This is a genomic window from Bacillus sp. OTU530, from assembly GCF_038440375.1.
Genome location: NZ_JASATP010000002.1, coordinates 231,132 through 250,438 on the forward strand (window position 1 = coordinate 231,132; position 19,307 = coordinate 250,438).

The 19,307-nt window shown below is 41.3% G+C and carries 19 protein-coding genes; 10 read left to right on the plus strand and 9 right to left on the minus strand.

What is annotated here, in order from left to right; all coding sequences use genetic code 11:
* The first annotated feature begins 165 nt into the window (after positions 1-165).
* The 4 genes from fdhF (at position 166) to fdhD (ending at position 4,901) form a co-directional block, all read left to right on the plus strand.
* Entirely contained in the window at positions 166-3,138 is a 2,973-nt protein-coding gene (fdhF, locus tag AAHB12_RS02380) for a formate dehydrogenase subunit alpha (RefSeq protein ID WP_342044186.1), read from the plus strand.
* Entirely contained in the window at positions 3,138-3,617 is a 480-nt protein-coding gene (locus AAHB12_RS02385) for a DUF1641 domain-containing protein (RefSeq protein WP_129728409.1), read from the plus strand. The genes fdhF and AAHB12_RS02385 overlap by 1 nt, the downstream gene beginning before the upstream one ends.
* An 89-nt stretch (positions 3,618-3,706) precedes the next feature.
* Positions 3,707-4,069: a DUF2294 domain-containing protein gene (locus tag AAHB12_RS02390; RefSeq protein WP_342044187.1), complete on the plus strand. Its 363-nt coding sequence runs from the start codon at positions 3,707-3,709 to the stop codon at positions 4,067-4,069.
* A gap of 34 nt (positions 4,070-4,103) precedes the next feature.
* Positions 4,104-4,901, plus strand: coding sequence for a formate dehydrogenase accessory sulfurtransferase FdhD (gene fdhD, locus AAHB12_RS02395; protein WP_342044210.1), 798 nt, complete (start codon positions 4,104-4,106; stop codon positions 4,899-4,901).
* Between the two features lie 79 nt (positions 4,902-4,980).
* Here the strand turns inward: fdhD and AAHB12_RS02400 are convergent, their stop codons facing one another.
* Entirely contained in the window at positions 4,981-5,481 is a 501-nt protein-coding gene (locus tag AAHB12_RS02400) for a PCYCGC motif-containing (lipo)protein (RefSeq protein ID WP_129728406.1), read from the minus strand.
* 358 nt (positions 5,482-5,839) lie between these two features.
* Between AAHB12_RS02400 and AAHB12_RS02405 the strand changes: the two genes are divergently transcribed.
* Positions 5,840-6,685: a C39 family peptidase gene (locus AAHB12_RS02405; protein ID WP_342044188.1), complete on the plus strand. Its 846-nt coding sequence runs from the start codon at positions 5,840-5,842 to the stop codon at positions 6,683-6,685.
* A gap of 140 nt (positions 6,686-6,825) precedes the next feature.
* On the opposite strand, the gene AAHB12_RS02410 is transcribed toward AAHB12_RS02405, so the two are convergent.
* Together AAHB12_RS02410 and AAHB12_RS02415 are read right to left on the minus strand one after the other, a co-directional pair.
* Positions 6,826-7,437, minus strand: coding sequence for a class D sortase (locus AAHB12_RS02410; RefSeq protein WP_342044189.1), 612 nt, complete (start codon positions 7,435-7,437; stop codon positions 6,826-6,828).
* The gene (locus AAHB12_RS02415) at positions 7,434-7,946 is read right to left on the minus strand and encodes a processed acidic surface protein (RefSeq protein WP_342044190.1); all 513 of its coding nucleotides are present in this window, start codon (positions 7,944-7,946) and stop codon (positions 7,434-7,436) included. The genes AAHB12_RS02410 and AAHB12_RS02415 overlap by 4 nt, the downstream gene beginning before the upstream one ends.
* Before the next feature lie 238 nt (positions 7,947-8,184).
* Between AAHB12_RS02415 and AAHB12_RS02420 the strand changes: the two genes are divergently transcribed.
* On the plus strand, positions 8,185-9,816 hold the full coding sequence (locus tag AAHB12_RS02420) for a PAS domain S-box protein (protein WP_342044191.1): 1,632 nt from the start codon (positions 8,185-8,187) through the stop codon (positions 9,814-9,816).
* 295 nt (positions 9,817-10,111) lie between these two features.
* Here the strand turns inward: AAHB12_RS02420 and AAHB12_RS02425 are convergent, their stop codons facing one another.
* The 3 genes from AAHB12_RS02425 to AAHB12_RS02435 all read right to left on the minus strand — a co-directional run bounded on the left by AAHB12_RS02425 (position 10,112) and on the right by AAHB12_RS02435 (position 12,541).
* The gene (locus AAHB12_RS02425) at positions 10,112-10,336 is read right to left on the minus strand and encodes a YjcZ family sporulation protein (protein ID WP_129728400.1); all 225 of its coding nucleotides are present in this window, start codon (positions 10,334-10,336) and stop codon (positions 10,112-10,114) included.
* 356 nt (positions 10,337-10,692) lie between these two features.
* The gene (locus AAHB12_RS02430) at positions 10,693-12,078 is read right to left on the minus strand and encodes a PH domain-containing protein (protein ID WP_342044192.1); all 1,386 of its coding nucleotides are present in this window, start codon (positions 12,076-12,078) and stop codon (positions 10,693-10,695) included.
* Positions 12,071-12,541, minus strand: a complete 471-nt coding sequence (locus tag AAHB12_RS02435) for a PH domain-containing protein (RefSeq protein WP_342044193.1) — start codon at positions 12,539-12,541, stop codon at positions 12,071-12,073. Before AAHB12_RS02435 ends, AAHB12_RS02430 begins: the two co-directional genes overlap by 8 nt.
* Positions 12,542-12,687: 146 nt before the next feature.
* Between AAHB12_RS02435 and AAHB12_RS02440 the strand changes: the two genes are divergently transcribed.
* The 4 genes from AAHB12_RS02440 to AAHB12_RS02455 all read left to right on the plus strand — a co-directional run bounded on the left by AAHB12_RS02440 (position 12,688) and on the right by AAHB12_RS02455 (position 16,184).
* On the plus strand, positions 12,688-13,638 hold the full coding sequence (locus AAHB12_RS02440) for a DMT family transporter (protein WP_342044194.1): 951 nt from the start codon (positions 12,688-12,690) through the stop codon (positions 13,636-13,638).
* A gap of 308 nt (positions 13,639-13,946) precedes the next feature.
* Entirely contained in the window at positions 13,947-15,197 is a 1,251-nt protein-coding gene (locus AAHB12_RS02445) for a 3D domain-containing protein (RefSeq protein ID WP_342044195.1), read from the plus strand.
* 316 nt (positions 15,198-15,513) lie between these two features.
* Entirely contained in the window at positions 15,514-15,723 is a 210-nt protein-coding gene (locus AAHB12_RS02450) for a helix-turn-helix transcriptional regulator (RefSeq protein ID WP_446715504.1), read from the plus strand.
* Positions 15,720-16,184 carry a DUF2178 domain-containing protein gene (locus tag AAHB12_RS02455; RefSeq protein ID WP_129728394.1) on the plus strand — a complete coding sequence of 155 codons (465 nt, stop codon included), beginning with the start codon at positions 15,720-15,722 and terminating at the stop codon, positions 16,182-16,184. Before AAHB12_RS02450 ends, AAHB12_RS02455 begins: the two co-directional genes overlap by 4 nt.
* Before the next feature lie 219 nt (positions 16,185-16,403).
* Here the strand turns inward: AAHB12_RS02455 and qoxD are convergent, their stop codons facing one another.
* The 3 genes from qoxD to qoxB are packed head-to-tail and all read right to left on the minus strand — an operon-like array spanning position 16,404 to position 19,279.
* Positions 16,404-16,715 carry a cytochrome aa3 quinol oxidase subunit IV gene (gene qoxD / locus AAHB12_RS02460; RefSeq protein ID WP_129728393.1) on the minus strand — a complete coding sequence of 104 codons (312 nt, stop codon included), beginning with the start codon at positions 16,713-16,715 and terminating at the stop codon, positions 16,404-16,406.
* 2 nt (positions 16,716-16,717) lie between these two features.
* A complete protein-coding gene (gene qoxC / locus AAHB12_RS02465; protein ID WP_129728392.1) occupies positions 16,718-17,329 on the minus strand; it encodes a cytochrome aa3 quinol oxidase subunit III in 612 nt (203 codons plus the stop codon).
* A 15-nt stretch (positions 17,330-17,344) separates the two neighbouring features.
* Positions 17,345-19,279, minus strand: coding sequence for a cytochrome aa3 quinol oxidase subunit I (qoxB, locus tag AAHB12_RS02470; protein WP_342044196.1), 1,935 nt, complete (start codon positions 19,277-19,279; stop codon positions 17,345-17,347).
* Positions 19,280-19,307 lie beyond the last annotated feature (28 nt).

Sequence of the window (19,307 nt, forward strand, 5' to 3'; positions counted from 1 at the left end):
AGTAATATGTATTGCTGTGACATCCTGCTCTCCTCACACATGATATGGCGGGAATGATCGCTAGTATTTAATATGCTCAGATATTCTCCCCCCATGAAACGGTTTGTGCCATTTAGGTATGGCAACTGTTTTATGGGGGTTTTTTATTTATAGGGGGGACTTATATTGTCGGAAAAAGTGAATGTTCTTATTAATGGAGCAGCACATGAAGTAGAACAAGGAACACGTATTTTAGATTATCTGCTTTCTCAGGAGATACAACACCCACATATTTGTTATTCAGAGATTCTTGGTCCGGTTCAAAGCTGCGATACATGTATGTGTGAAGTAAATGGCAGCATTATGCGTGCGTGTTCTACTGTTGTAGAGGCTGGCATGAATATTTTAACAGCTTCTGAGCTTGCAAAGAAAGCGCAAGAAGAAGCAATGGATCGGATTTTAGAAAATCATTTATTGTATTGTACAGTTTGTGATAATAACAACGGTAATTGCCGTGTGCATAATACGGCTGAAATGATGGGGGTAGAACATCAAACACGTCCGCATCGTTCTAAGGGCTATGAAGTAGATATGTCTCATCCGTTTTATCGTTATGATCCAGATCAATGTATTTTGTGTGGTCGCTGCGTTGAAACATGTCAAGACTTGCAAGTAAATGAAACATTGACGATTAACTGGGAGAGCAGCCAGCCACGTGTTTTATGGGATGGAGGAAAAAGTATTAACGAATCCTCCTGTGTTTCTTGCGGACAGTGTGTAACAGTGTGTCCTTGTAATGCATTAATGGAAAAATCCATGCTTGGAAATGCTGGGTTTATGACAGGAATTAAAGAGGATTTACTCAATCCTATGATCGATCTTGTAAAAGAGGTAGAACCGGATTATCAAACAATCTTTGCAGTGTCTGAGGTTGAGGCAGCAATGCGCGATACACGCACAAAAAAGACAAAAACAGTTTGTACCTTCTGCGGTGTAGGCTGCACCTTTGAGGTTTGGACAAAAGACCACCAAATTCTTAAAATTGAACCTTCTGAACATGCACCTGTCAATAGTGTATCTACATGTGTAAAAGGAAAGTTCGGCTGGGATTACGTAAATTCATCAGAACGTATTACAACACCGTTAATTCGTAAAGGCGATGTATTTGTAGAAGCAACATGGGAAGAGGCAATCGATCTTGTTGCAACAAAGCTAGGTGGCATTAGAGATACGTACGGAAGCGATGCACTTGGCTTTATCTCATCTTCTAAAATCACAAATGAAGAAAACTATTTAGTTCAAAAGCTATCTCGTCAAGTATTTGGAACAAATAACGTTGACAACTGCTCCCGTTATTGCCAATCCCCTGCTTCTTGGGGCTTGCAGCAAACAGGCGGCATCGGCGGCGACTCTGGCACAGTTTATGACATCATGGGCGCAGGACTTGTTATCTTAGTAGGATGTGCTCCAGCAGAAGGACATCCTGTTATCGCATCACGCATTAAGCGCGCGCACAAGCTTTATGGACAAAAATTGATTACAGTTGACGTGCGCAGACATGAAATGGCAGACCGTGCTGATTTGTTCGTTCGTCCAAAGCAAGGAACGGATTATGTATGGCTTTCTGCAGTTACAAAATATATGATCGACCAAGGCTGGCACGATGAAGCATTTATCCAAAAGCATGTCAACCAATACGATGAATTCTTAAAGATGGTATCTCCTTATACGCTTGAAGAAGCAGAGAAGATTACGGGTATTTCTCAAGCAGCATTAATCCAAATGGCTGAAATGATTCGTGATGCTGATGGCACTGCAATTTGCTGGGGGATGGGTGTTACCCAAAACATTGCCGGCTCTCATACATCTGTTGCAATTGCAAACCTTCTTCTTGCAACAGGAAATATGATGCGCAAAAATGCAGGTGCGTTTCCGCTTCGCGGACATAACAATGTACAGGGCGCAGCTGACATGGGGACTATGCCAAACATCTTCCCTGGATATCAGCCGGTTGCTAATGATGAACTTCGCGCGAAATTCGAGAAGGCTTACGGCGTAACACTTCCTGCACAGCCGGGACTTGACAACATTGAAATGCTTGAGGCAATTGACAAAGGCAAATTGAAAGGAATGTACATTGTCGGTGAAGATATGGCATGGGTAGATGCTGATTCTAATCATACACAAGATATGCTTTCTAAGCTTGATTTCCTTGTTGTACAAGAAATCTTCTTATCAACAACTGCTCAATTTGCTGATGTCATCCTGCCGGGTGCGCCGTCACTTGAAAAAGACGGAACATTTACAAATACAGAACGCCGCGTACAGCGTCTATACAAAGCGTTAGAGGTTACTGGCAGCAGCAAGCCAGATTGGTGGATTCTTCAGCAGGTAGCAAATCGCATGGGCTTCCACTGGAGCTATGAGCATCCAAGTGAAATCTTTGCTGAAATGGCAAGCTTAACACCGTTCTTCACACATTGTAACTATGATGTGCTTGAGGGCTGGAACAGCTTCCTATGGGGCTCACCAGACGGAACAAACACACCAGTTCTGCACATGAACGGCTTTAACTTCCCTGACAAGAAGGCCCGCTTCGGATTGTTTGACTATGTGCCGCCGGTAGAATTCCCAGAAGAGTTCGACCTGTCACTTGATAACGGACGTCTGCTTGAGCACTTCCATGAAGGAAACATGACGCATAAAGCAGAAGGACTACAATATAAGTTTCCGAGAGTATTTGTTGAAGTATCACCTGAGCTTGCAAAAGAGCGCGGCGTGAAGAATGGAACGCTTGTACGCCTTGTATCGCCATACGGTGCAATTCGATTGCCGGTTCTTGTAACAGATCGGGTAGAAGGTAAAACAGTATACGTGCCAATGCACTCCTCTAGCCACGAAAGCGCGGTTAACCTATTAACAGGCGGTGCAGTAGATGTTGTGACACATACACCTGCTTATAAGCAAGCGAAGGTTCGTATGGAGATTCTTGAATTAGAGGGAGAAAATCCGCTTCCGAAATTTAATCCGCGTAATGCAACTCGTACGCCGCAAATGGGTCTTGAGATCTACCGTAAATGGGAGCGCGGCGACTATGTTGCCATCGCAAGCATGAACGAACATGTACAACCTGGTTTCTATGACAGGAGGAATGCATAATGGCACAGCCAATTCAAACTATTAAGAAAACCGAGCTTACGGAAGAACAAAAAAAAGTGCAATCCTTGGAGAATCTTCTTTCTGAGGTTGCACAAAATAAAGATTCATTGCTTGAAACACTCCATTTGCTGCAAGAATTACATGATAGCGGTATTCTTGAAGCGTTAGGCAGTCTTGTAAAGGCAAAGGAGAGTGTAGCAAAAATTGCGGTAGGACAGTTAACGCGCCCGCCTGTGACGAACATGATTAACAATGCAATGGCCGCGGGTGGAGCATTAACAGCCATTGATCCCGAGATGACACAAAAGCTGATGACGAGTGTAGCGAATGGTTTACAAAAGGCAGAGCAGGGGCTTCAATCGGGTGAAAAGGTTGGTATATTGGACTTAATGAAGGTATTGAAGGATCCTGATATAAATCGGGCGATTGGCTTCGGGTTGAACCTACTAAAAGGTATCGGTGAGGGATTAAAGGAATAGTGAAGAGAGGAAATCCATTTGTCCGTTGTCGTACAAATGGGTTTCCTTACCTTAACGACAACTATTTCGAAAGATAGGGGAGGAAGACGATGTCGAAAAACTTAGAACACCAATTCAGCATGCTCGTTAGGGAGGTACGGAAGGAGTTTGTCGGAAACGGACCGAAGGAAATTAGCACCCGTTTTGTTGGTAGTTGGGCGATTAGCGAGATGAAGGGGAATTTGACGAACGTTGAAAAGTTTATGATCAGCTCGGAGCAAGGGAAGCAAATGGTACACGAAGCTCGTACAAAGATGGTAAAGCAAATTTATAAAAAAGATGAGGTAGTAAACAAATTTGAAGCATTAATGGGGGCGAAGGTGCTGCGGATGTTTTCTGATATTAATATTGATGAAGATATCGCTATGACTGTCTTCGTGTTCGAGCAATCCATTGAGTCAAAAGGAAAATAAATAGATGAGGGAGAAGAGCGCTGTGGATCAGCAAATGCAAGTTACCAATCAAGTATTGCGGTATGAAAATGGAACGCTGCAAGTTATAGAGGACTTAATTGTAACGGAATATCCGATTACGATTATCTTAAATGAACAGGAATTTGCGACGTTAGTTTGCAGTCCAGAGCATATTGAGGAGCTTGTCATCGGTTTTTTAGCATCAGAAGGTGTTATCAGCCGTTATGAGGATATAAAGGAACTGCAGGTGATTGAAACGACGGGGAAAGCATTTGTAACTACGCATCAAGTAAATAAGCTAAATGAGATGTTTCATTCTAAACGATATGTCACATCCTGCTGCGGAAAAAGCCGCCAAAGTTTTTATTTTTACAATGATGCAAGGACGGTGAAGCCAATTCAGAAGACCGCTGCAAGGATTTCTGTTGAGGATTGCTTTCGGCTGATGCAGATGATGCAGACGTCATCAACTATTTTTCAGGATACAGGTGGTGTTCATAATGCTGCTTTATGTGATAGTAATGGGATCATTGTCGCAAGAACAGATATCGGCCGACATAATGCACTTGATAAAATATATGGATATTGTCTGAAACACGCTATCTCGTTAGAAGATAAAGTGATTGTATTTAGCGGGCGTATTTCCTCTGAAGTGCTGCTGAAGGTGGCAAAAATTAAGTGTGGTATTGTTCTTTCTAAATCGGCGCCAACTGAGCTAGCGCTGCGTTTAGCGGAAGAGCTTGGGATTACCGCTGTTGGCTTCATTCGCAATCAAGCATTAAATATTTATACACATCCAGAGCGGATTATAACGCCGCAATTCAATGGATAAAGCACACTGCTTTGTATGACAGAGCGGTGTTTTTTGGTTGACACTTTTAAGAAAACTCGCCAATCACGGCGAGTTTTCTTTATTGCGGCATTGGTGTCGGAGTTGGCTTTGCAAATCCTTCTTTATATTTTGTATCAATATAATTGCGAATTTCTATTGTTGACTTTCCTTTTTGTTTTAAGGAAGCGGACTCCAAGGCGATTTCTAGGCAATTTACACATGTTGTTGCATGTGAGTCCCAGACAATTTCCCCTGTCTCTCTTATCTCCCGGATAAAGCAGTTTTTATTGCTTTTATGCCCAACGCTATCTCCGCAGCCGCAATAGCATGGGATCCAGCTTAGGAGTTCATGGTTTTGAGCAGCTATATGATAGATTTGCTGCACCTGCTCCGACTGTGAGGAAAGAAATGATGGAAGTGTATCGGCATTCTTTGTTATTTCTGTTATATCACCAGTGACTCCATGGGCATGGGTATGTTCAGTTGCTTCCTTTTTTTCCTGAGCCTCTTCTTTTGTGCCGCAACCGCTGAGGGCTAGAGAAGCAGTAAGCAGCAATGGGACATATAAGCGTTTTTTCATATGCATGCTCCTAACAAATGTTTTTATTCTTTCATATTATATACCTTTTGTATGTAAATTCTTTTGTGCAGTCAGTTCTATTCTAAATTTTTATCATTTTCCATAAAAAAGGAAGATAATCATTTTATGAAGAAACTTTAAATGGTATGTGAAGATTGTGAAATATGACAACTCTTCAATGCTTTAGGAGAATTATTCTGCTTCTTACTTCATACCCTTTTATCATGTTCCAACAGAAGGTTCACTTCAAGCATTAGCAAGTAGATGGTGATTCGTTCAATTTCACTATACTTTCATCCTAGCATGCTAAGGTTTGTATGTTGAGAAATAGACAGTTGGGAGAGTGGGAGAAGAACATATGAACAGACGAACGAGATGGCCTATTTATGTTCTTGCAGTTGCAATTCTTTTTATAGTATATATACGTACTGTGTATGACCTCAACTTTTCTGGCAATACAGTGGCGATTATAGAGAATACTGATGAGAAAGAGAGTGGACAAAAAGAGGAGGAACAGCAAGCTGAAAATAACGCGGGTGCTACTACAATAGAAGCTGCTGCTACTCCACAGCCAGTAGAAATGCAAAGTGCTGCATTGCAGCAGGAGACAGTGTTATTACAGAACGTTCCATTTATTCAACAAATGCCTGAGCTAGCACGCGGCTGCGAAGTAACGAGCTTGGCTATGATGCTGCAATATGCGGGAGTCCAAATTGATAAAATGGCCTTGGCTGCAGCGATTACAAAAGTCCCGTTTTTAAGTAACGGTATACGAGGAAACCCGAATGATGGATTTGTAGGAAATATATATACGTTCTCGGAGAATGGCTATGGAGTGTATCATGGTCCTATCGCCAGTTTAGCAGAGCAATATTTGCCAGGGAGAATCAAGGATTTAAGCGGGCTTAGCATAGAGAGTGTGTATGAAGCATTACAAGCCGGTACTCCGGTACTTGTGATTACGAACTCTACCTTTAGCACATTGGATGAGAGTGAGCTTCATACATGGCAAACTGCTTCTGGTCCTGTCCAAATTACCTATCGTGAGCATAGTGTGCTAGTTACTGGCTACGATCAAGACTATGTATATATGAACGATCCGCTTGCTGAACAGGCAGGCACGAAAGTATCAAAAGCAGAATTTGAAGCTGCTTGGGTACAAATGGGAAGCCAGGCTGTGACGTATGCTCCAGCTGTAAACTAGAAAATTATATTTTACCAAGAGCCACTCCGTTTATTTAAGGCGGGGCAGTTTTTGTTTCACACTTTAAGAAATAAGCCTTTAGCACATGTACAAATTGCTTAAGGCTTATTTTTTATATGTAGTATCCAACCTTTCCTCTTTCATGCGGGTGCTTTTGAGGTCTTCGAATCACCGTGGACATGCTGTGCCACAAGAGCTGCCTCTACTACATATCGTTTTGATGTGTAGCCGATATAGCGGAACGGATAGCATGTCGTGATGGTAAGTGAAGCCTTTGGTTTTGGCACAATAACCGTTTTATCGTTTCGATCGGTAATTTTCATATTTGTAACACGATACGTAAAGATGCCAGCCTTTGTTTGAATGATAAAATCATCCCCTTTTTGTATTTCGTCCAAGCGGCGAAACACGCTGTCATTATGCCCAGATAATACACAGTTATCGGTCTGGCCGGGCAGAACACTTCTTATATAGTGGCCAACACCTTTTCGCAGCGCTTGTTTATCCGTCCCTTCATAAATAGGCAGACTCATATGCAGGGCAGGAATATCCAATGTTCCGAGGACTTCCCCCTTTGCGGGTGCTCTTAGATAGACAGGCTGAGAATCGAGAGTGGGCAATGTGTGCACTCGTATTTGTTTATAGTGGGACCGCGTGTTACCTTTCGTGAATTGTTGTCCATTCGTATATAAAAGATACCCTCCGATTGTACAAAGCAAGATACCAAGAGTGAAAAAAGCCATTTTTCTCATTTTTTTACAACAAGCCCCTTATAGACAAAAAAGCTTCCGAAGGCCGCCAAGGCAATACCAAATAGGGCATATAGTGTATAGTTACCCGCGGTATCAGGCAATTGTCCTCCATTTTCTGTTTGCTGTTGTTTAGCTAGAATATCAAGAAGATCTAAATCTAATTCAGTTACAAAGGTGTATTCATCTACAGAAGTGTTATATTTACGAAGCAGATTATCAGCTTCATCCTTTGTATAGCCGTATTTATCCAAAAGAGCCTGCAGTGCTTGCTCCTCCGTTGTACGTGGTCCGAGGTAGGCTGCTAGGTCATCCAGAGAATCAAAGGAAGCTAATGTTTTTGTTCCACGGGATGCGCGCTCTACGTACATATCCATTATATCTCTTGTCCACCCAATATCCTCTAAATAGATACTGAGTTCTTCCTCTGGAACAGCCGCAAGCGATGAAAAAGGTGCAACAAAGGTGAAAATGAAGACAGCAAAAAGTGAAGCAATGAATGATTTCAACAATGTTTTTTCCTCCTATTTCTTTTATTATGCCTTTATTGTTTTCCAAATAGTTCCGAACATACGAGGGAAATGAGAAAAATTAGAAGGAATTCCGAAAAAGCCCAAAGGTAAATTTGGAAATATAAATGTTTGGAGAGTAATTCAAAAGAATTCATTATTTTTTCATTGTAAATTTAGTATAGGAGCGTTAGAATCAAAAAATGTGGAGCTAAGTATAGCGTAAAAGGGTGAGAATGTATTGAATAAGAAAAAGGTTTTAATCGCATATATAACTTTAAGTGTTATTTGGCTATATGCGACAGATTCTTTACTCGAGACTTATATAGATACTTTTGACATTGCATTATGGCAGCGGGTAAAAGGGAGTATATACATCGCCATAGTAGGCGGCTTTATTTATTTTTTATTAAAAAAGGAGGAGAAACTGCAGCACGTTAAGCAGGAGGAGCAAAGGTTATCCACGTTGATTAATGCAATGGTTGATTTTGTTAACTTTAAGGATGGAGAAGGAAGATGGATTCTGGCGAATGAATTCGGCTTGAAACTGTTTCACTTAGAACATGTAGATTACCGAGGGAAAAAGGATTCTGAGCTTGCCCAATATACGTCTTTCTATAAAGAAGCTTTAGAGTATTGTGAAATATCGGATGAAGAAACATGGCAAGCGGGTGAATTGACACATTGTGAAGAGAGTGTTCCCCTCCCGGACGGAACCTTTAAGGTATTTGATACAATTAAGGTTCCTTTGTTTTTTGAAGACGGCAGCCGTAAAGGGCTGGTTGTAATTGGACGGGATATTACAGAGCGCAAGGAAGCGAAGAAGCAGCTAGAAGAAAGTGAGCAGCGTTATAAATCGCTGTTTGAATATAACCCGGATCTCGTGTATATGATTGATCTGCAAGGGAATATTACGAACCTGAATCCAATATTTGAAGACTTGATAGGATATAAAAAGGAGGATGTTATTGGAACATCTATTCTTTCATTTATCTCTGAGAAGGATAAAGAAAGAGTGACCGATGAGTTTTCACGAATTATTGCAACTGGAGTAAGCAGTAAAGGTAAAGAACTGGAGATTGTGCGAAGGGACGGCATGAAAATGAGTTTTGAATGTACGTCCGTTCCCATTATTATTGAAAATAAAGTTGTTGGTGTTACTGGATATGCGAAGGATGTTACGAAAATAAAAGAAACAGAAGAAAGACTGCGACGTGCAGAAAAGCTTTCCATAGTCGGAGAATTAGCCGCAAGTGTTGCGCATGAAATTCGCAACCCGCTTACTTCGTTAAAGGGATTTGTACAGCTTTTGCAAAAGGGAGATGCTGGACATACGCATTATTACAACATTATGTTAAATGAGCTGGATAGGATTAACCATATCGTCGGTGAGCTGCTCGTTCTGGCAAAGCCGCAAACATTGCATTTCAAGAAGGATAATATTATCTCTATCGTGGAGGATGTAAAAGCACTTCTTGAATCACAGACCAACCTATACAGTGCAGAAATTGATATTAAGGCTGAGCAAAATCTGCCTTTGATTGAATGCGAATCAAATCAGTTAAAGCAGTTGTTTATTAACCTTATTAAAAACTCGGTAGAAGCGGGAGCAACAAAAATTCAAGTTGCGTTGAGCCGAACGAAGGAGAATATGGTGCTTGTACGTGTAAGGGATAATGGATGCGGAATTCCGGAGCAACGCATTAAGCATCTTGGGGAGCCGTTCTTTTCTTATAAGGAAAAAGGAACCGGTCTCGGGTTGACTGTGAGCTATCGAATAGTAGAGTCTCATAAAGGGAGAATTGTATTTAAAAGTGAAGTGAATCAGGGAACAGAAGTGGAAATTATGCTTCCAATTTATAATAAATCCTAGTAGCGGTGTTTCAGCTGATGGGCAAGCCAATCGGCGAGTTTTCTTTACTAAAATTCCCCATTCCGTCGAATGAATTTCTAGCTGGAAACCTATACCTTCTTAAAGTGAAATAAGAAAAGCGGACATTATTTGCCCCGTCTCCTGTGGAAGAACAACCTGTGTGCAAAGCATTTTTTGTCTTTTGCATGGTAGGTTTGCTCAGGGACGGAGCGGCAGTGTCCGCTAGACAATAGCTCCAACACAAGGAGCTTTTTTAAGAGCAGAGGGTAGGGCTTGTTAGAGAGAGGCTAGTGATTTAGCAGTAGTAAGGCCCGTAGCCGTAGCCGTATACAGGAGCGCAGCTTTGACCGCCAAATCCGCCACACCAAGTTGCACCGATAATAATCAATAAAATAAACAGCACAATAATTAACGCAAACTCCTTTGAAAATCTACTACCGCCTTCTTTATGGTCTTTGTGGTCTTTGTGGTCGGTATGGTCGTTGTTATATGGGCGAAACGGTTCTCCAATTTCATGCATACAGTATTCCTCCTCAGATGTAAGTATAAAAGATACAATGTAGAATATGCATTGGGAGGATGATAGGAGCCTATTCGATTTTTGATTGGGCTTGTGTATATATAGGCTGAAGAAGAATAATGGGAAAAAAGAACAGGGAGCTTGATTGAGGAAGGGGGAATTGTCCATATGACAGTCACCTCTTTTTTTTTTTTGCAGGAAGCAACATGAAATATAGCTTCGCCCAAAGGTTTGTCTTCTGTATGGATAGGAAAAGCTGCAGATATCCGCACTTCTGATACAAATACTGTGTAAATAGAATATGCCTAAGATTGCTATGATAGCTCAACCTTAGACATATTAAGAATGGTTTTGTGTTAACATATGACTTTTTTTCTTCTATTCATTTGATATAAAGATACAATGCGCTTTGCAACAGGTGTTGGTACATATGAAAGCTCAGCAGCATGACCAACAAAACTAGATATATGGTGGACAGCAATGGTGCTGTAGCCGCGCTGTCTTCCAAAAGGTGTTGTATATATTTTTACGCATTGAACGCGTGACATTGGGATAATGGCTGTCCATTTCGCAAATCGTTGCGATGTGAAGGCGATATGATAGTCTGTTACATCCCATGCAGCAGTTTTACCTTGTAGATATCCGAGCCCTGCCGCTATCAAAATAAGCGGGACGGTAATCCAAAGCGTCCATGCCTTCCAAAAGAACAGTAGTAATGTCCAAGCTGTCATGATGATGTTACGCCAAATAGGAGCTCTCTGGAACTGTCTTGGAAGCGGTGTTTTTCCTAAAGGGAGTGTATATTCTGGGGTGTAGTAGGTTATCCAGCTGTTTAAATCTCGTTTCTTTAAGAGAGGAAAGAGAACATTATCAAATGATCCGTCTTCATCGCTCGATGAGGTAAGATGTGCACGTACGCTCACATAACCGAACAATGCTTGCAGCGGATGTTGCATAAGTACGAGACTTTGTATTTGCCCTGCACGGATCCGCATTGTTCTGCGATTCCAAAGACCTTTCGAGATTGTGAGCACACCCTCGTTTCGTTCTAATGTAAAACCATAATATTTGCTTGCGACAACTAGGGAGGCGATGATCCAAAGAAGCAGCACAGCCCCAGCTAGTCCAGCAATCCATAACCAGAGCTCTTGATGCTTCCACCATTCCTTTTTTTCGAGAATGTGGTCTGGACTCCAAAAGTCACTTAGGAGACCAATGACTGCACCCATGGCAACAAGCGTTGCGGGAGAAGATGCGCCGTATAGAAAAAGCTCTTTGCCAGTAAAACGATATGCCGTGTATGAATGTTGCTCTTCTTCTAGCCATTCTTCTGCCAAATGATCTGGGATGTAAGAAAGTATAACGTCTGCCTCTTTGCCGCCAGCTGCGGTTTCTAGCTTCAATGTTACAAGGCCGCACAATTTCATAATTGGATTAGCACTGCGGTCAACAGCTGTAATAGCACTTCTAGGAACGCTTGTTTTTGTTTTTGTCCATATTCCGCTTGCGATACGAATTTCTTTGTCATTCCATTCATATGTAAATGAACGCCACTTTAAAAATTCAAAGATGAGGAGAAGGAGAATAAGGCCGATCAATATGCCAAAGTTCGTGAGAAATGAAAATCCTTCTCCTTTGTGCATGGCTTGTCCGAATGAAAAAAGAATCGGTAAAATCGCCGCCCATAGAGAACGAATTGCCCCCATAGGAATTACGAGCGGATGGCGGCGGTAGTTATACATGTTTTTCCTCCTTTAGACGCTGCAAAAGTAAGTCGCGGAGTTCTTCTGCTTGATACAAGTCAAGACCGCGAATATGATGCTTTGTTGCAGCAGTTTCAAGCTCGACATTAGCTAAATTTGCTCGCCGTAAAAATGGATCCTGCCCAAGCTGTACATGCTGCACACGAAATAAGGGAACAACCGTTGTTTTCTGTGACCAGCCGCCATCATATAGCCAAACATCCTGTTCTGTGATGCGGTATCCATGAAATCGCCAGCGTAAGCGCGGTAAAATTCCTATTTGTAAAATAGACCATATGAGAAGCAAACCTCCGATGATGGCAAGAGGAAAGAGGGGAATGCTATAATGCTGCGCATAGAAAAAACCGACTCCAAATACAATCCAAATGATAGCGTGCATAAGTGCGGCGCGCTGTTTCCATACAGTCATTGCACGGTACGGAACCTTTTCGAATTCCTTCATTTCTAATCCTCCAGTATCTATAATTCCATTTTTATCATATAAGATTGGCACTAGGAAGAAAATGCATTTTTAATGAAATTTATATTACGTTGCAGAAATTTTTTGTATAATTTATAAGGCTAAAAATAAATATGAGGAGGGAAGGCATGAAGGCGATTGCATTGGGACTATTCGCATCCTTCTTTTTTGCTTTTACATTTATCCTGAATAGGGCTATGGATTTAGAGGGTGGGAGCTGGGTTTGGAGCGCAGCACTGCGTTATTTCTTCATGATACCTCTCCTTCTAGTGATTGTAGGGGTACGCGGTAAGCTCACATCCTTGTTTCTTACGATGAAAAAACAACCTTTTCAATGGTTCATATGGAGCTTTATTGGTTTTGTTTTATTTTATGCACCGCTTTGCTTTGCGGCTTCGTTTGGACCAGGATGGCTTATTGCATCTACATGGCAAGTGACTATCATTGCTGGTATTTTGCTCACACCCTTGTTTTATAAGCGTGTGAATGGAGAACGGGTGCGCGAACGAGTGCCGTTAAAGGGATTTAGTATGTCGCTTATTATTTTTGCAGGTGTTATGTTCATGCAGGTTGAGCATGCGTCAGCATTAGGAATCAAGGAGGCGCTAGGCTGTATTGTGCCAGTCATGATTGCTGCTTTTGCGTATCCACTTGGAAATCGGAAAATGATGGAGGTATGCAAAGGAAGGATAGGGCCATTTGAGCGTGTGCTCGGTATGACGATTATGACACTGCCGGTTTGGCTACTATTAAGTGCGTATGAATGGAGCGTCTCCGGTGCACCGTCTAGTAGTCAGGTGCTGCAATGCTTTTTTGTGGCAATTAGCTCAGGTGTAATCGCTACTGTTTTATTTTTTGCTGCAACAGACTTAGCAAAGGGAGATGTCCGAAAGCTAGCTGCAATTGAAGCGACACAATCCGGAGAGATTATCTTTGCTGTGGGCGGAGAAATGCTGATGTTATCTGCGCCGCTGCCATCCAGTGTTTCTTGCATTGGTATGGTGCTTGTTATGCTGGGGATGATTTTACATAGCTTTGCTTCTCACAAGCGGCAAAAGACCAAGTTAAAAGCGTCTTAATGCTGAATAGAAATAGAAAAGTGCCATTTACGGCACTTTTTCTATTTCTATATTATATTTGCTGTTTTTTGCTAACATATTTTTGAAATTTCGTTTCTCTAAGATGAGTAAAATTAATGAGCTAAATTGTAATTTATAGTTGTAAGAAATTGGTTGTAAATTGGATTTTATGTAATAATTTGTAATAAAAACCAAAAGAAAATCAAAAATTTTATTCATATATAGAGAAATTCTATATTTCTTAAAGTGTTTGTAAAGGAATTGAAACATTTTTATGTTATAAATAGTACAGAGAGAGGGGTAGAGGCATGAAGTATATGAGGCGAATAGCAGGACTTATACTGACAGGTGCTCTATGTATTTCGAGCACAGTTGCAGCCCGTGCCGAGGAAAACGGCGATCAATTGGGTCAGTTGCAGCAGCAATTGCAGCAAAGTGATACAAGCATTCAGCAAAAGGAGCAGGAAAAGCAAGCAGTTTCAGCAGAAATGCAAGGCTTGCAGCAGGACCTGCAGAGCATTAACAGCATCGTTGCAGAAAATGAGGCTGAAATAGCAAAAGTACAGCAAAGCATCAAGGAAACGAATGAGCTTATTGAACAGAAGAAAGCAGAAATTATTAAATTAGAGGATAAAGTACTTGCTCGTAAGGATGTTATGCGTAATCGTGTTGTATCTATTCAAGAAAATGACAATACGCATGTAATTGTTGATATTATTATTAACTCTGATAATTTGGCAGAGCTGCTAGAGAGAATGCAGGCCGTTTCAACATTGCTAAATGCAGACCAAGACATTTTACAGATTCAGCAAAAAGACCTTGAGCAAATTGAACATGATAAAGAAATTATTAAGCAAAAAGAGGAACTTCTTGAGGCAGATAGAGAGAAATTGGGCAAACAGCAGGTGGAGCTTCAAAACAATGTAGCAAAAAAGCAGCAAGCTTTGCAGGCAGTGCAAGCAAAGTATAATGACATTAATAACTCTATTGCCCTTGCCCAACAAGAAAAAGCGAATATAGAGGCAGGCATGAAAGCGATTGAGGCTGAATTAGCTCGACAAGCGGCTGCTGCAGCGGCTGCGGCAAAAGCGCAGCAAGAAGCACAAGCGCAGCAAGAAGCACAAGCACAGCAAGAAGCACAAGCGCGGCAAGAGGCAAAAGCGCAGCAAGAAGCACAAGCACAGCAAAAGGCACAAGCGCAGCAAGCGGCAAATGCACAGACGCCAGCTGCTAACTCTGACTCTTCTGCTAAAGACTCTTCAGGCGGACGCGAGTTATATGTAACAGCAACAGCGTACACGCCGTATGACGGTCCATCTCATGAACAAATCACAGCATCAGGCTACGATATTGGTGCAAATCCAAATATGAAGCTAATTGCAGTAGATCCTAGTGTGATTAAGCTCGGTACGAAGGTATGGGTAGAAGGATACGGTTATGCGATAGCTGGGGATACAGGTGGAAAGATCAAAGGTCATAGAATTGATGTTCTTCTGCCATCTAAGGGAGCTGCAGCTAACTGGGGTGTAAAACAAGTTAAAGTTATTGTGTTTGATTAATAAAAAAGCATTGTCCTTCTGGACGATGCTTTTTTTTATTTAAGAAAGTATAAATTTCCAGCTAGAAGCAAGCTCAACGTATCAGGAAATTTTGGGGATGAAGTGAAGCTGCAACTGCGCTTCTGTCCTCGTCTAACGGCTCACTAATCAACGAGTTTTCTGGATAACTTCTAGATCCAAAACCCTTTATCATAAAACTTATAAAGGGCATTACTTTTTATACCTTAAAAACCAATTTTATCTATTTTTTGTTAAATATACTTAACTTTTTGTTGATTCGATTATACAATAGCTCATAGAGGTGGTGTATTTGAGTATTGAAAATAAGGTTAGAGAATTGCGTGCACGATTTCAGTTCTCTCAAGGAGTGCTGGCGGAGCGAACTGGCGTTACCAGACAAACGATAGCTGCTATTGAAAAAGGCGATTATGTTCCTTCACTTTTGCTTGCATTAACAATTTGTAATGTATTTCAAATGAAAATGGAAGATGTATTTTGGTTAGTGGAAAAGGAGGAAAGGGTATGAATGCAGTGCTTCGTTCTTATTTACTCAATATTTTATTCGTTTTTTTATTTGGTTGGGGGATATTGGAGTTATATCGTTCTAATGTACGATTCTCTTATATTTTGCAAAATCCAGCGCCACTTTGGGGAATAACGATGAATGTTAGCCCGTTTATACTGGCATTCTTATTAAGCTTTATTATTATGTATGTATCGAGAAAGCAAAAGCAGACAAAGCTTTCTTTTTGGCTGTTTCCTTTGTTTTTCCCAGAGGCTGATGAAAGGGAGCAGGAAATCACTGCCAAAGCATGTCGCAGCGCATTTATCGCCATTTGGACGGTTGTCCCATTTTGTGCATGTCTTTTACCGTTTTACCCTATTATTTCTTCATCCTTTCCTGAATATCCCATTTATCTGCTTCTATTTATCCTTCTTGTTCAAATGACTGTTTTTCATATTTCTTTGTACCGTAATCGTATGTAGAACAAATAAGTGCACTGATCACACTAAGTAGAGATACAGAAAACATAAAGAAAACTCGCCGATTGGCGAGCCCTGCCCTTAGGCGAAGCCAAATGCGTAGTTGCACTTACACTTTATTTCTAAAATTTCTTGCTACGTCGAATGATCTTCCAGCTAGAAATTTATCCTTTCTTAAAGTATAACAAAATGGCAGTCTCTGTGAAGAGACTGCCATTTTCATTACATTGTAAAGAAAATCCAAATTGTACCACCGACAGTAACAAGAGCAATAAAGAAACTGAAGATGATCGTAATCGTTTGTGTAATTCCTTCTCCTTCAGACATATGCATGAACATCACAAGCTGTAAAGCAGCTTGTAAAAATGCCATAATCCCAATGACTGTAATAATTGTAGAGAAAGGAAGTGATGTGTACAGTGCTAAATATAATGCTGCAAATGTTAGTACTAAGGATAAAACAAATCCGAAAACATGTGACCAAGGAAACCCTTTATGATGGTGTGAAGCTGATTGTGTGTTATGCTGTGCCATAATTACGCCACCATCCCGTTCAAGTATACAAATGTGTAGATGAAAATCCAAACTACGTCAAGGAAGTGCCAGTATAATGAAATGATGAACACTTTTCTTGCTGTAATTGGCGTTAAGCCGTGCTTCGCAAGCTGGATAATAACTCCGATTGCCCAGAATGTTCCGACTGTAACGTGGGCTCCGTGCGTTCCAAGAAGAGTAAAGAAACCTGATAAGAAGCCGCTTGTTTGAATTGTTGCGCCTTCATGCACATAAGTCGCAAACTCATTGATTTCTAGGGTTAAGAAGCCTAAGCCTAAAAGTAAGGTAATAACAAACCAAACAATAAGACCTTTTAAATTATGCTTGCGCATTTCATGAACTGCGATACCGCAAGTGAAACTACTCGTTAAAAGAAGGAGTGTTTGTGCCAACAACGGTCCTAGTTCAAAAAGATGCAGCGGTGTTGGGCCGTCTGCTGTACGGCCCGCCAACACCAAGTAAGAAGCGAAAAGCGTTGCAAACAGAACAATTTCCGCTCCAAGGAAAATCCAGAACCCGAGGATATTCAAGCGGCCTTGGCCGTCTTGATATTCCAGCGGAGCATTTTTGTATTCTTCACTCACTGCTGCCATTGTGCTTTCACCTCTCTATGCTACTTTTTCTGTCTTTTTAATTTCTTCTACGGCAATGTAGTATCCATTGTCATAATCAAACGAACGCAGGTACAATCCGATTGCGATACCAACACCGCCAACGATTGCAACTGGAATCCACTGGAATATTAAACCGAACCCAGCGATAAAGAAGATAATTCCCAATGGGAATGCCAGGTTTGTGTTGCTTGGCATGTGAATTGGTTTAATATTTTTCACATCAACATGGGACTCGCCATTTTTCTTCATGTGCCACCAAGCATCTAAGTGCTTGATTTCTGGAAGAGCAGCGAAGTTATAATGCTGAACAGGAGATTGTGTTGCCCATTCAAGCGTTCTGCCATCCCATGGATCACCTGTTAGGTCACGCTCGCCGTAACGCGCGCTCCATACGATGTTATAGCAAAGAATTAAGAATCCGATACCCATCATTACCGCACCAACAGAGGATAGTTGGTTTAAACCTAACCAGCCAGGAATGCTTGAGTCATATGTGTACATACGACGAGTCATACCATCTAAACCTAAGAAGAATTGCGGGAAGAAACAAACGTTAAAGCCAAGCATGAACAACCAGAACGTCCATTTCCCTAAACGTTCGTTTAGCATATGACCGAACATTTTTGGATACCAATAAATTAAACCTGCAAACATTGCAAATACTGTACCAGCGATTAACACGTAGTGGAAGTGGGCGATTAGGAAGTAGCTGTTATGGTATTGATAGTCAGCTGCTGCCATCGCAAGCATTACCCCTGTCACACCGCCGATTACGAAGTTTGGAATAAATGCCAATGTCCAAAGCATTGGTGTTGTAAAGCGAATACGCCCTTTATAAAGCGTGAATAACCAGTTAAAGATTTTTACACCTGTCGGAATCGAAATCGCCATTGTTGAAATGGAGAAGAACGAGTTAACCGCCGGGCTGTTACCCATTGTAAAGAAGTGATGCAGCCATACAAGGGCACTTAAAACTGCGATTGCGATCATTGAGTATACCATCGCATTGTAACCGAATAGACGTTTACGAGAGAATGTACTTACTATTTCAGAGAAAATACCGAACGCTGGTAAAATAACGATATATACTTCAGGGTGACCCCAAACCCAGAACAGGTTCGCCCAAAGCATTGGCATACCGCCGTCTGCCAGTGTAAAGAAGTGCGTACCGAATGAACGGTCAAATGTCATTAAAGCAAGTGCCACTGTTAATACTGGGAAAGCAAAGATAATAATGACACAAGTAACTAAAATAGACCATGTGAACATTGGCATTTTCATTAGTGTCATACCAGGTGTTCTCATTTTTAAAATCGTAACAAGGAAGTTAACCCCTGTCATCAATGTACCAATACCGGCAATTTGCAGTGAAACTGCGTAGTAGTTATTGCCGATGCCAGGTGTGAACTCTGGACTGGCAAGCGGGAAGTACATTGTCCAGCCTGCATCTGGAGAACCACCGATAACGAATGCAATGTTAAATAGCATTGCACCTACAAAGAATAACCAAAAGCTAACTGCATTCAAATATGGGAATGCTACATCGCGAGCACCAATTTGCAGTGGAACCGCGATATTCATTAAACCGATTACGAACGGCATTGCCATAAAGAGAATCATAACAGTACCGTGCGTTGTAAAGATTTCATTATAGTGCTGTGAAGTTAAATACGGTGAGTCAGGAAATGTTAATTGCGCACGCATCATCATTCCGTCCATACCGCCACGGAATAACATTAATATGGCAGAGATAATATACATAACGCCAATTTTTTTATGATCAACGCTTGTTAACCAATTGTCCCAAAGCCATCTCCATTTTTTGTACTTTGTCAGCACATAAATGACCCCGAGTGTTACAAGAACGATGGAAGCATCCGCACCGTAAATAATCGGGTCACCTGTGACAAAAAATTCGTCAAGCTTCACTTTAGTCACTCCAATCTTAATTGAAAGT